Here is a 12,309-nt window from a genome sequence, read left to right on the forward strand (position 1 = left end):
CGGGTCCCGGTCCGCCGGGTGCTGTGTGTGCTTCCGCTGCTCCTGGTGGGCGTGGTCGCGGTGCGGCACCGGTCCGTGCTGGCCGACGGGTTCGGCCATCTCGCCACGGCCCGCTGGCCCTGGCTGCTGGCCGCGGCCGGCGCGACCTGTCTGACCTGGGTGGCCGCCGCCTGCACCCGGCAGGGCGCGGTGGTGGAGCGGCTGCCCCGGCGGCGGCTGCTGGCCACGCAGTTCGCGGCGGGCGCGGCCAACCACCTGCTGCCGACCGGGCTGGGCGCGAGCGCGGTGAACCTGCGGTTCATGACGGTGTGCGGGCTGCCGCTCGCCCGTTCCTCGGCCGCGCTCGCGCTGTATCTGCTGGCGGAGAGCGTCGGCCGCCTCGCCCTGCTGGGGGCCCTGCTGCTGGCGTTCCCCGGCGCGCTGCGGCTCGGCGCGCTGCTGCCCGACGCGGCCGTGGGCCCGCTGCTGGCCGCCGCGGGCGCGGTCCCGGTGGTGGCGGCGGTGGCGCTGGCGCTGCTGCCGCGGCTGCGCGGGGCGCTGGCCTCCTTCCTGCGCACGGCGCTGGGCGAGGCCCGGTCGGTGCACACCCGTCCGGCGCGGGCGCTGGCGCTGTGGGGCGGCGCGCTGGCCTTCCCCGCGTTGCAGGCGTCGGCGCTGGTCCTGGTGGGGCGGTCGCTGGGGCTCGAGGTGCCGGCCGGGCACCTGGCGGTGGCGTATCTCGCGGCGACGGTGGCGGTCGCGCTGGTGCCCACACCGGGCGGCATCGGCTCGGTCGAGGCGGCTCTGGTCGTGGCGCTGGTGGCGGCGGGCGGTCCGGCGGCCGTGGCCACGGCGGTGGTACTGGCGTTCCGGCTGCTGACGGTGTGGCTGCCCCTGTTGCCGGGGGCGCTGACGTTGGCGGCGCTGGTGCGCTTGCGGGTGATCTGAGGGGGCCGAGGGGCACAGGGCCGAAGGGGCGGAGGGACGCAGGACTTGTAGGGACGGAGGGGCGGAGGGGCGGAGGGGCGGAGGGTCAGGTGACGGTGACGTGCACCGGCCCGCCGCCGGGATCGACCCGGTGCGTCCAGTGCGCCGTCAGCGTCAGCGGGCGGTGCGGGACGGCCGTGGTGAGCGGGAACCGCTCGCGGTGCAGGGGGCGGCCGTCCTGGGTGATGTGCAGGACCGGGCGGGTCAGCGGGACCGCCGTGCGCAGGAGGTACGGGAGGCGGTCGGCCGGGGCGACGCGGTTCGGGACGATGCGCAGCAGGGGCGGGTCGGCGACCAGGGGGACACCGGCGGGCCAGTACCGGTCTGCCGGGTCTGCCGGGTCCCTCCGGTCCGTCTGATCCGTCTGGTCCGTCGGGTCCGTCCTGTCCGGTCCCGTGCCGTCCGTGAGCCAGTCGCGTACGGCGGTCGCGACGTGGGCACCCTCACCGGCCGCCGTGGCCGCGCTCTCGACGGCGTGCAGCACGCTGCCGGCCGCGAAGACGCCGGGCCGCGAGGTGCGCAGGGCGCCGTCCACGGCGGGCCCGCGGGTACCGGGGTCCAGGGTCAGCGCGCCGCGCCGGGCGAGCTCGTGGTCGGGGACGAAGTCGCCGGTGAACACGACGGTGTCGCAGCGCAGCGTGGCCGTACGCCCGTCGCGGTGGCGTACGCGCACGCCCGACAGGCGGCCGCGGCCGAGGAGTTCGGTGACCGTCGTGCCGGTGAGGACGGGGGTGCGGAACCGCAGGCGCGCCGTCACGGTCCGTACGGGGGCGGCGGGGGCCCGGGGCAGCTCCGTGACCAGGGCGACGACCTCGGCTCCGGCGGCCCGTACGGTGTCGGCGGCGGCGTGGGAGACGTCCTCGGCGCCGACGATCACCGCGCGGGTGCCGATGCGCTGTCCGTACAGGTGGACCGCCTGTTGCAGTTCGCCGGTGGTGTACACGCCGGCGGGACGGGTGCCGGGGACGAGGCGGGCGGCGCGGGGGCGTTCGCGGGCGCCGGTGGCCAGGACGACGGCACGGGCGACGAGGGTCTCGGCGCCCCGGGGGCCGACGGTGGTGAGGGCGCGCGGGCCCGCCCAGTCGAGGGCGGTGACGCCGGTGCGTACGTGGGCGCCGGCGCGCTCGGCCGATTCGGCGAGGAGACGGGCGTGGGCCGGGCCGGTCAGCGCGTGCGGCAGGCTGCCGAAGCCCCGGTGCGCGCAGTGCCTCGGCACTCCGCCGGGTGACTGCTCGCGCTCCAGGACCTCGACGCGGACGCCGGTCCGTGCGAGCCGGGCGGCGGTCGCGAGCCCGGCGGGCCCGGATCCGACCACCAGCACGTCGACCTGTCGACTTGTCACCCCGGCCCCTCCTCGAACAGCGCCCGTACCGCCGCCCCGCAGTAGAAGCCCTGGCAGCGCCCCGCCCCGGCCCGGGTGCGGCGGCGCAGTCCCTCCAGGGAGCGCGGCGGGACCGGCCCGGCGAGGGCGTCGCGTATCTCACCCCGGGAGACGCGTTCGCAGTGGCAGACCAGGGTGCCGTACTCCGGGTCGGCGGCGACCAGTTCGGGCCGCTGGTGGGGGCGGGGGAAGGCCTCGCCGAGGTTGGGCATGCGGACCGGTTCGAGCGGGCGCCGGGGGCCGAGGTCGAGGCCGGTGCCGGCGAGCAGGCCGGTGACGTGCTCGGCGATGGCGAGGGAGGCCGTGAGGCCGGTGGAGCGGATGCCGCCGACGGTGACGTAACCGTGCCCGGGGTGGGCGGCGATGCGGTAGTCGTCGTGCTCGGTGGCGGCGCGCAGGCCCGCGTAGACGGCGGTGACCTCCTCGTCGAGCAGTGCGGGCAGGATGCGGCGGCACTGTTCGCGCAGGCGGGCCAGGCCCTCGGCGGTGGAGCCGGTGTCGCGCTTGTCGTCCAGGTCCTCGGCGGTGGGGCCGAGCAGGACGTTGCCGTAGACGGTGGGGGCGACCAGGACGCCCTTGCCGAGGGCGGTGGGGACGGGCAGGAGGATGTGGTGGACGAGGGCGCGGGCGAACTTGTCGTGGACGACGAGCTGGCCCCGGCGCGGGGTGACGGAGAAGTCGTCGTGCCCGAGGCTCCGGTCGAGGGTGTCGGCGTGCAGTCCGGCGGCGTTGACGAGCCGCCGTGCGTGCAGCGGGCCGCGCGGGGTGTCGAGCCGGTGGACGCCGTCCGGGTGACCGGCGTGCGCGACGGGCGAGTTGAGGTGCAGGTCGACTCCGCCGCGGACCGCCTGGACGGCGTACGCCAGGGTCGTCGTCCACGGGCAGACGATGCTCTCGCCGGGCACGTGCAGGGCGCCGAGGGCGCCGGGTCCGAGGTGGGGTTCGCGGGCGTAGAGGTCGGCGGGGCCCAGGACGCGGGTGTCGTGGCAGTCGTTGCGCCGGGCCTTCTCGGCGAGGCGGGGCAGCGTCGCGAGCTGCTCCTCGTCCCAGGCGACGAGCAGGGCGCCGACGCGCTCGACGGGGATGCCCGACTCGGCGGCGTACGCGGCGAGTTCGCGGGAGCCATCCCGCACGAGCCGGGCCTCCAGCGAGCCGGGCACGGCGTCGAACCCGGTGTGCAGGATGGCGGTGTTGGCCTTGGAGGTGCCCTGCCCGACGTCGTCCTGCGCCTCGACGAGGGCGACCCGCAGGCCCGGGTGGTGTGCCAGTCGCCGGGCGATCGCGCACCCGACGACCCCGGCACCGACGACCACCACGTCGTACGGCTCGACGGGCAGGGTGCCCGACGCGGTGACGGTCATGCGGGGCTCCCTTCGGCCCACGCACCGCCCGGGGCACGACGCGTCCCCGAAGGCCGCCGCGAGGCCGGCCCGGACTGCCGCTGCCCCCGGCCCGGGAAACGCTCGGCGTCCAGCGTGCCCGGCCCCGGTGGGGCGGACGCGGCCCGGGTCCCGCCCGGGCGACGCGGGCCGGACCGGTGGCCGCACCGCCCGGTGTCCGGCACGCACGGACCCGGCGGAGCAGCCGCGGGCCCGGTCGTGCCCGACCGGAGGCCGCTCCTCATGCCCGTTCCCCGGCGAGGAGCGCGGTGACCGCCCTGCGGAACCGGGTGCGGCGCTCGGTGGCCTCGTCGGGGGTGACGCGGGGCTCGTAGACGGTGGTGGGGCCGGTGGCGGGGAGTGTCTCGGCGAGGGTGCGGGACGGGTCGGCGCCGAGCCGGGCGAGGGTGCCGACGCCGAGCGCGGTGGCGTCCGGCAGCGCGGACACCTCGACGGGGCGTTGCAGCAGGTCGGCCTGGGTCTGCATGAGCAGCGCGGAGCGGGTGAGGCCGCCGTCGGCGCGCAGGACGGTCACGGGGGCGCCGAGGTCGGCGGCCGCCGCGTCGGCGAGTTCGGCGACCTGGGCGGCGATGCCTTCGCACAGGGCGCGCACCAGGTGCCCGGCGGCGGTGTCCAGGCCGAGACCGGTGAGCGAGCCGCGCAGGTCGCCGCGCCACCAGGGGGCGGCGAGTCCGGCCAGCGCGGGGACGAAGGTGACGCCGCCGGCGTCGGGGACCGCGGCGCCCACGGGGTCGAGGTCGGCGGCGCCGGTGATGACGCCGAGGTCGGTGAGCCAGCGGACGGCGGAGGCGGCCGTGTACACCTGGCCGTCCAGGCAGTGGTCGGTGCGTCCGCCGAGCCGCCAGGCGACGCAGGCGGCGAGCCCCGAGGCGCCCCGCCTCGGTGTGCCGCCGGAGTGGGCGAGCAGGAACGCGCCGGTGCCGTAGGTGCACTTGGCGGTGCCGGGTTCGGTGACGCGTTGGGCGAGCAGGGCGGCCTGCTGGTCGACGGCGAGGCCGGTGAGCGGCAGTTCGGGGCCGAAGGCCTTGGTCGTGCCGGCGTGGGCGGCGTTGTCCACGATCTCCGGGAGCCGTTCGCCGCCGAGGCCGTACAGCTCCAGGGCGCGGGGCGACCACTCGGCGCGGTCGAGGTCGAGGAGCTGGGTGCGGGAGGCGGTCGCCGCGTCCGTGACGTGGGCGCCGGTGAGGCGGTGGACCAGCCAGCTGTCGGAGGTGGTGACGTGGCCGGCGCGGGTGAGGTGCCGTCGTATCCAGGCCATTTTCGGCGCGGCGAAGTACGGGTCCAGGGGCAGGCCGGTCAACTGCCGTAACTCGTCCGAGTGGTGGTCGAGTTCGGCGCAGAGGGGTTCCGCGCGGCGGTCCTGCCAGACCAGTGCGTCGGTGAGCGGGCGGCCGGTGTCCGGGTCCCAGGCGAGCACCGTCTCGCCCTGGTTGGCCAGGCCCAGCGCGGTGACCGGTTCGGCCGCGTCGGCGAGTGCCCGGCGCCCGGCGTCGACCACCGAGCCGTACAGCTCCTCCGGGTCCGCTTCCACCAGGCCACCGGGCAGGTAACGGGGGCGGACCTCGGCGAATCCGGTGCCGATGACGCCGCGTTCGGGGCAGATCACCAGCGCCTTGGTGCCGGAGGTGCCCTGGTCGACGGCGAGCACCGCGTCCGGCATCGCGCACCTCCCGGCTCCGGCGCCGACGGTCTCGGCGATCACTGCCCGCCAGCCTGCCTCCGTGGACACACCCCGTCAAGAGTGGCTGACTGCCAGTCAGTTCCCGCTGGTGGCAACGGATGTGCCTGGCTGCGCCAAAACCGAACAGAGGCGGAACCTCCGCCTCTATAGTGTGCGCCGACCGCTCGACCAACGCATCACCGCCCCCGGGGAGGGCTGTTGTTACTCCATGCTGCCGTCCGGCCCGTTCCGCTCCCGACAGCGGGCGCGTGATGGCCAGAGACGGAGCACAGCCCGCCTACGATCCCGCCGGCCACGACACGGCGCTGCGTTCCGCCCTCCAGGAGGTGCGGGCCGGGCGCTGGATGTCGATGCGCATCCTGCTGGAGCAGACCGGTTCGTGGTCGCAGTGGACGCGGCGCACCCAGGTGCTGGCGGCGTCGGCGGCCGGTACGGACGTGGTACGGGCCTGGCTCGCGGAGGAGCCGCACAGCGTGGCCGCCGCGGTGATGCACGCCCGGGTGGTCGTGGAGCGCGCGCTGCGGGCGCACCGCGAGGACCATCCCCGCACCCGGGAACTGTGGTTGCAGGCCTGGCACGCCTGCGACGCGGCGACGCGCTCGGCGCCGTACGACCCGGTGCCGTGGGTGTGCCTGCTGGCGCTGGCCCGGCTGGACGAGGAGCAGCGCTGGGAGGAGCACCGGGTGGCGCCACCCGAGCCGATGCTGCCCCCGGGGCCGTGGGGTCTGCTCGCCGAGGCCGGCAAGCGGGACCCGTACAACCGCGAGGCACACCACCGCATGCTCCAGTTCCTGTATCCGCGCGGCGGCTCCGAACGCCTCGCCCGGGCGGCGGGGTTCGCGCACTGGGCGGCGGGTTCGGCGCCGCCGGGCTCGGCGCTGCACCTGCTGCCGCTGTACGTGCGGGTGGAGCGCTACCGCCGCTCGGGCGCGCGGGAGGCGGCACTGGAGCTGCACTGGGTGGCGGAGGACGCCACCCGTGAGGCGGGGCAGGCCTTCGACTCCTGGTTCACCCTCTGCCCGCGGGACGAGCGTGCCCTGCCGGATCTGAACCACCTGGCCCACGCGCTGTGGGGCGCCCTCCGGTTCCGGGAGGCGAACCGGGTGTTCGACGCGCTCGGCCCCTACTGGACTCCACTGCCCTGGGCCTGCCGGACCCCGGGCGACGGTTCGGCGCGGCGGGCGGTCGAGGTGTTCCTCCAGGCCCGCACGCGCAGCCGCGCGGCCGCCGGCGGCCGAGGCCGGTCCCGAGGACGCCCCTGACGCCCCGCCCCGCACCCCGTCGCCCCCATCACCCCACCGGTCCCCGTCAACCCACCGACCCCACACCCCCACACCCTTCCGTCCCCGGAGGTCTGCCATGTCCCGATCCTCTGAACCGTCCGTCAGCGACGAGGAACAGCGCCTGCGCGAACTCGGCTACCGGCCCGTGCTGGCCCGCCGCATGGGCGGTTTCGGCAACTTCGCGATCAGCTTCTCGGTGATCTCGATCCTGTCCGGCTGCATGACCCTGTACGGCTTCGGCATGGGCACCGGCGGGCCCGCCGTGATGCTGTGGGGCTGGGCGGGCGTCGGCCTGTTCGTGCTGTGCGTCGGGATGGCGCTGGCCGAGGTGACCAGCGCGTATCCGACGTCCGGCGCGCTGTACTACATGGCCGACCGGCTCGGGGGCCGCCGCTGGGGCTGGTACACCGGCTGGCTGAACCTGCTGGGACTGCTCGGCGCGATCGCCGGGATCGACTACGGGGCCGCGCTGTTCACGGGCGCGTTCCTGAACCTCCAGTGGGGCTTCGAGCCGACGCCGGAGAAGACGATGCTGATCTTCGTCGTGATCCTGCTGCTGCACGCCACGCTCAACCTGTTCGGCGTGCGGCTGGTCAGCGTGCTCAACTCCATCAGCGTGTGGTGGCACCTGGCCGGTGTCGCGCTGATCGTCGGCGCGCTGGTGATCGTCCCCGACCACCACCAGTCGGCGTCCTTCGTCTTCACCGAGTTCGTCAACGACACCGGCTGGGAGAACCCGCTGTACGTGGCCGCGATCGGCCTGCTGCTCGCGCAATACACCTTCTCCGGCTACGACGCCTCCGCCCATCTGTCCGAGGAGACCTCGAACGCCTCGGTGTCGGCGGCGCGCGGCATCGTGCGGGCCATCTGGGTGTCGTGGCTCGCCGGGTTCGTGCTGCTGGCCGGGCTGACCTTCGCCATCCAGGACTACGACGCGACCCGGGACACCGCGACCGGGGTGCCGCCCGCGCAGATCCTCCTCGACGCCCTGGGCACGGACGGTGCGAGCGCGCTGCTCCTCGTGGTGATCGTGGCGCAGTTGTTCTGCGGCAACGCCGAGGTGGCGGCCGCGAGCCGGATGGTGTTCGCGTTCAGCCGGGACGGCGCCCTGCCCGGCTCGTCGCTGTGGCGCAAGGTCTCCGCCCGCACCCAGACCCCGGTGGCCGCGGTGTGGCTGTCGGTGGCGGTGGCCTGTCTGCTGGCCCTGCCGTCCCTGTACTCGGCGACGGCGTACGGCGCGGTGACCGCCATCAACGTCATCGGCATCACCCCGGCGTACGCCATCCCCGTGCTGCTGCGGCTGCGGGCCGGCGACCGGTTCACGCCGGGGCCCTGGAACCTGGGCCGCTGGAGCAGGCCGGTCGGGTGGGTCGCGGTGGTGTGGGTGGCGTTGGTCACCGTGCTGTTCTGCCTCCCCCAGTCGTCCCCGGTGACGGTCGACACGATGAACTACGCCGTCGTAGCCCTCGTCGTCGTACTGGTATTGGCCACGGTGTGGTGGTTCGTCGCCCGCCGTTCGTACGGCACCCCGACGACCGCGGCCTACGGCGACGACCGTGAGCAGGCGGAACTCGCCGAGGGCATCGTCTGAAACGCCCCGTTCCGCTCCCCGGCACGGTACGGAACACCGCCCGGGATGCGGCAGGATGAGCCCTCGCACCGGTCGAACTGCCTTGCGGTTCCGCCGGATCGCGCATCCCTGACATCCCGTGGACATTCCATGGACATTCCGTTGGAGGCGGCCGGTGACCGAGGACCCGACCATGGACCACCTGCTGCCCGCCGGCATCGCGCTGGGGGCGGGTCTGCTGGGCGCGTTCCTGCTGCGGCTGCTGCTGCGCTGGCTGGCGGGTCACGCCGGGCGCACCCGCTGGGGCGGCGACGACGTGATCGTGGCCGCCCTGCGCACCATGGCGCCGTGGGCGGCGGTCGCGGGCGGAGTGGCCGGTGCGGCGGCCGCGCTGCCGCTGACGCGGACGGTGCAGCACAGCGTCAACCAGGTGCTCCAGGTGCTGCTGATCTTCGTGGCGACGGTGACGGCGGCACGGGTGGTGGCCGGTCTGGTACGGACGGTGACGGTGTCGCGGTCCGGGGTGGCCGGGTCGGCCACGATCTTCGTCAACATCACCCGGATCCTGGTGCTGGCCATCGGCTTCCTGGTGATGCTTCAGACGCTGGGCGTGTCCATCGCGCCGATGCTCACCGCCCTGGGCGTGGGCGGTCTGGCGGTCGCGCTGGCCCTCCAGGACACGCTGGCCAATCTCTTCGCGGGCATCCACATCCTCGCCTCGAAGACCGTGCAGCCGGGCGACTACATCCAGCTCAGCAGCGGCGAGGAGGGCTATGTGGAGGACATCAACTGGCGCCAGACCACCGTGCGCGAGCTGTCCAACAACCTGGTCGTGATCCCGAACGGGCAGCTCGCGAAGTCGAACATGACCAACTTCATGCGGCCCGAGCAGCGGCTGACGGTCCTGGTCCAGGTCGGGGTGTCCTACGACAGTGACCTGGAGCACGTGGAGCGGGTGACGACCGAGGTGATCGCCGAGGTGATGACGGAGGTCGGCGGCGCGGTGCCCGACCACGAGCCGGCGATCCGGTTCCACACCTTCGGCGACTCGCGGATCGGTTTCACGGTGATCCTGGGCGTGGGCGAGTTCAGCGACCAGTACCGGATCAAGCACGAGTTCATCAAGCGCCTGCACAGGCGCTACCGGTCCGAGGGCATCCGGATCCCGTCGCCCGCCCGGACGGTCGCGCTCCAGCAGGGGGCCGTAGTGCTTCCGCAGCAGCGGGCGGGCGAGGACGCCGCGCCGCTCCTGTGACCCGGAGGCGGACCCGGAGGTGGCCGGAATCTCCGGCCACCCCTGTCGAGTCGCGGTCGATCACGAGATATCTTGATGTCGAGCAATGTTGCAGACGTGGAGCGGAGCACCCGGTGACTGACTCGACCATCATCTATACACACACTGACGAGGCCCCGGCCCTGGCGACGTATTCGTTCCTGCCGGTGGTCCGGGCGTACGCCTCGCAGGCGGGTGTCGCGGTCGAGACCCGCGACATCTCGCTGGCCGGCCGCATCATCGCCCTGTTCCCGGAGTACCTCACCGAGGACCAGCGCATCCCGGACGCCCTCGCGGAGCTCGGCGAGCTGGCCAAGACGCCCGCCGCCAACATCATCAAGCTGCCGAACATCTCGGCGTCCATCCCGCAGCTCAAGGCGGCCATCGCCGAGCTGCAGGGCCAGGGCTACGCGCTGCCGGCCTACCCGGACGACCCGAAGACCGACGAGGAGCGCGACGTCCGCGCCCGCTACGACAAGGTCAAGGGCTCCGCGGTCAACCCGGTCCTGCGCGAGGGCAACTCCGACCGCCGTGCCCCGGCGTCGGTGAAGAACTACGCCAAGACCCACCCGCACCGCATGGGCGCCTGGACCGGCGAGTCCAAGACCAACGTCGCGACCATGGGTGAGAACGACTTCCGTTCCACCGAGAAGTCCGCGGTCATCGCCGAGGACGGCACCCTGCGGATCGAGCTGGTCGGCGACGACGGCACCACGACCGTGCTGCGCGACTCCGTACCGGTGAAGAAGGACGAGGTCGTCGACGCCTCCGTGCTGCGCGTCGCCGCGCTGCGCGAGTTCCTCACCGCGCAGGTCGCCCGTGCCAAGGCCGAGGGCATCCTGTACTCGGTGCACCTGAAGGCCACGATGATGAAGGTCTCCGACCCGATCATCTTCGGCCACGTGGTGCGCGCCTTCTTCCCGAAGACCTTCGCCCAGTACGGCGACGTGCTCGCCAAGGCCGGCCTCACCCCGAACGACGGCCTGGGCGGCATCTACAAGGGCCTGGAGTCCCTGCCCGAGGGCGCCGAGATCAAGGCGTCCTTCGACGCGGAGCTCGCCGAGGGCCCGGAGCTGGCCATGGTCGACTCCGACAAGGGCATCACCAACCTGCACGTGCCCTCGGACGTCATCATCGACGCCTCCATGCCGGCCATGATCCGCACCTCGGGTCACATGTGGGGCGCGGACGGCGGCGAGCACGACGCCCTCGCCGTGATCCCGGACTCCTCGTACGCCGGTGTGTACCAGGCCGTCATCGAGGACTGCCGCGCCAACGGCGCCTACGACCCCTCCACCATGGGCTCGGTCCCGAACGTCGGCCTCATGGCACAGAAGGCCGAGGAGTACGGCAGCCACGACAAGACCTTCGAGATCCCCACCACGGGCACGGTCCGCCTGGTCGACGCCGCGGGCAACGCGGTGCTGGAGCAGACGGTCTCCGCCGGTGACATCTTCCGCGCCTGCCAGACCAAGGACGCGCCGATCCGCGACTGGGTGAAGCTGGCCGTCACCCGGGCCCGCGCCACCGGCGACCCGGCCGTGTTCTGGCTGGACGAGGGCCGCGCCCACGACGCCAACCTGATCGCCAAGGTGAAGGCGTACCTGCCGGAGCACGACACCGAGGGCCTGGACATCCGGATCCTCAACCCGGTCGAGGCCACGAAGCTGTCGGTGGAGCGCATCCGCCGCGGCGAGAACACCATCTCGGTCACCGGCAACGTGCTGCGCGACTACCTGACCGACCTGTTCCCGATCCTGGAGCTGGGCACCAGCGCCAAGATGCTGTCGGTCGTCCCGCTGATGGCGGGCGGCGGCCTGTTCGAGACCGGTGCCGGCGGCTCGGCCCCGAAGCACGTGCAGCAGCTGGTCAAGGAGGACTACCTGCGCTGGGACTCGCTCGGCGAGTTCTTCGCCCTGGTGCCGTCCCTGGAGCAGTACGCCGAGACCACCGGCAACACCAAGGCCAAGGTCCTCGCCGACACCCTCGACCGCGCCACGGCGACCTTCCTCAACGAGGACAAGTCCCCGACCCGTCGCGTCGGCGGCATCGACAACCGCGGCAGCCACTTCTTCCTGTCCCTGTACTGGGCGCAGGAGCTGGCGAAGCAGACCGACGACGCGGACCTGGCCAAGGCCTTCGCCCCGCTCGCCGAGAAGCTGACCGCCGACGAGCAGAAGATCGTCGGCGAGCTGAACGCCGTCCAGGGCAAGCCGGCCGAGATCGGCGGCTACTACCAGCCCGACCCGGCCAAGGCCGCCGAGGTCATGCGCCCGTCGGCCACCTGGAACGAGGCGCTGGCGTCCTTCGCCTGATCCTCCCCGGGCCCGCAGGGACCCCGGCACCCCGTCTCCGTCCTCTCGGAGGCGGGGTGCCGCCGCTTCACCACTCCCGCGGCGCGATCAGCTCCTCCGGGTCCGCGTCCGCGAAACCGTAGGCCTGGGCGACGAACCAGAAGGCCTCGCCGATCTCCTCCCGGGCCGTGGTCTCGATCTCGCTGCCCGCCTCCTCGAAGGCCGCCTCCAGCTCGTTGAACTCCTCGGTGGCCGCATGGGTCAGCGCGTAGAGCGCCGTCAGGTCGCCCGGCCGGTCCGCCTCCACGCGGGCGCACAGCCGGAGCAGGATGTCGCGGCCCCGGTCCACCACCCGGTGCGGGAAGTAGTCGTCCTCGTACAGTCCCGCCAGAAACCGGTGTGCGGCCACCCGCTGGTTGGTGATCGGCATGAAGCCCCCTGTCCTCGCTGCCCGGTACCGT

General features: G+C 73.8%; 9 protein-coding genes. 5 read left to right on the forward strand and 4 right to left on the reverse strand.

The window, feature by feature from the left end; translation table 11 throughout:
* The first annotated feature begins 27 nt into the window (after positions 1-27).
* Entirely contained in the window at positions 28-927 is a 900-nt protein-coding gene (locus Sco07f_RS23380; protein WP_108989084.1) for a lysylphosphatidylglycerol synthase transmembrane domain-containing protein, read from the forward strand.
* An 85-nt stretch (positions 928-1,012) separates the two neighbouring features.
* On the opposite strand, the gene Sco07f_RS23385 is transcribed toward Sco07f_RS23380, so the two are convergent.
* The 3 genes from Sco07f_RS23385 to Sco07f_RS23395 all read right to left on the reverse strand — a co-directional run bounded on the left by Sco07f_RS23385 (position 1,013) and on the right by Sco07f_RS23395 (position 5,407).
* A complete protein-coding gene (locus Sco07f_RS23385) occupies positions 1,013-2,308 on the reverse strand; it encodes an NAD(P)/FAD-dependent oxidoreductase (RefSeq protein WP_108989085.1) in 1,296 nt (431 codons plus the stop codon).
* The gene (locus Sco07f_RS23390) at positions 2,305-3,708 is read right to left on the reverse strand and encodes an FAD-dependent oxidoreductase (protein WP_108989086.1); all 1,404 of its coding nucleotides are present in this window, start codon (positions 3,706-3,708) and stop codon (positions 2,305-2,307) included. The genes Sco07f_RS23385 and Sco07f_RS23390 overlap by 4 nt, the downstream gene beginning before the upstream one ends.
* Before the next feature lie 259 nt (positions 3,709-3,967).
* Positions 3,968-5,407, reverse strand: coding sequence for an FGGY family carbohydrate kinase (locus Sco07f_RS23395; protein ID WP_108989153.1), 1,440 nt, complete (start codon positions 5,405-5,407; stop codon positions 3,968-3,970).
* Between the two features lie 272 nt (positions 5,408-5,679).
* Here Sco07f_RS23395 and Sco07f_RS23400 point away from each other — a divergent pair, with 272 nt between their 5' ends.
* The 4 genes from Sco07f_RS23400 (at position 5,680) to Sco07f_RS23415 (ending at position 11,869) form a co-directional block, all read left to right on the forward strand.
* The gene (locus Sco07f_RS23400; protein WP_087788638.1) at positions 5,680-6,690 is read left to right on the forward strand and encodes a hypothetical protein; all 1,011 of its coding nucleotides are present in this window, start codon (positions 5,680-5,682) and stop codon (positions 6,688-6,690) included.
* 97 nt (positions 6,691-6,787) lie between these two features.
* Positions 6,788-8,302 (forward strand): amino acid permease, encoded by a 1,515-nt coding sequence (locus Sco07f_RS23405; protein WP_007389187.1) that lies wholly within the window; start codon positions 6,788-6,790, stop codon positions 8,300-8,302.
* 172 nt (positions 8,303-8,474) lie between these two features.
* Complete coding sequence (locus Sco07f_RS23410; RefSeq protein WP_108989154.1) at positions 8,475-9,536, forward strand: mechanosensitive ion channel family protein; 1,062 nt, start codon at positions 8,475-8,477, stop codon at positions 9,534-9,536.
* A gap of 113 nt (positions 9,537-9,649) precedes the next feature.
* The gene (locus tag Sco07f_RS23415) at positions 9,650-11,869 is read left to right on the forward strand and encodes an NADP-dependent isocitrate dehydrogenase (protein WP_108989087.1); all 2,220 of its coding nucleotides are present in this window, start codon (positions 9,650-9,652) and stop codon (positions 11,867-11,869) included.
* Positions 11,870-11,936: 67 nt separating this feature from the next.
* Here Sco07f_RS23415 and Sco07f_RS23420 read toward each other — a convergent pair whose 3' ends face one another.
* Complete coding sequence (locus Sco07f_RS23420; RefSeq protein ID WP_007389191.1) at positions 11,937-12,278, reverse strand: DUF5713 family protein; 342 nt, start codon at positions 12,276-12,278, stop codon at positions 11,937-11,939.
* Positions 12,279-12,309 lie beyond the last annotated feature (31 nt).

The sequence above is a fragment of the Streptomyces coelicoflavus genome (assembly GCF_003112555.1).
GTDB classification, from domain to species: Bacteria; Actinomycetota; Actinomycetes; order Streptomycetales; family Streptomycetaceae; genus Streptomyces; species Streptomyces coelicoflavus.

Excerpts from the sequence above, each read along its gene's own strand:
- Sco07f_RS23420 (WP_007389191.1), bottom strand. The coding sequence starts at position 12,278 with ATGCCGATCACCAACCAGCGGGTGGCCGCACACCGGTTTCTGGCGGGA.
- Sco07f_RS23400 (WP_087788638.1), top strand. The coding sequence starts at position 5,680 with ATGGCCAGAGACGGAGCACAGCCCGCCTACGATCCCGCCGGCCACGAC.
- Sco07f_RS23395 (WP_108989153.1), bottom strand. The coding sequence starts at position 5,407 with ATGCCGGACGCGGTGCTCGCCGTCGACCAGGGCACCTCCGGCACCAAG.
- Sco07f_RS23405 (WP_007389187.1), top strand. The coding sequence starts at position 6,788 with ATGTCCCGATCCTCTGAACCGTCCGTCAGCGACGAGGAACAGCGCCTG.
- Sco07f_RS23390 (WP_108989086.1), bottom strand. The coding sequence starts at position 3,708 with ATGACCGTCACCGCGTCGGGCACCCTGCCCGTCGAGCCGTACGACGTG.
- Sco07f_RS23410 (WP_108989154.1), top strand. The coding sequence starts at position 8,475 with ATGGACCACCTGCTGCCCGCCGGCATCGCGCTGGGGGCGGGTCTGCTG.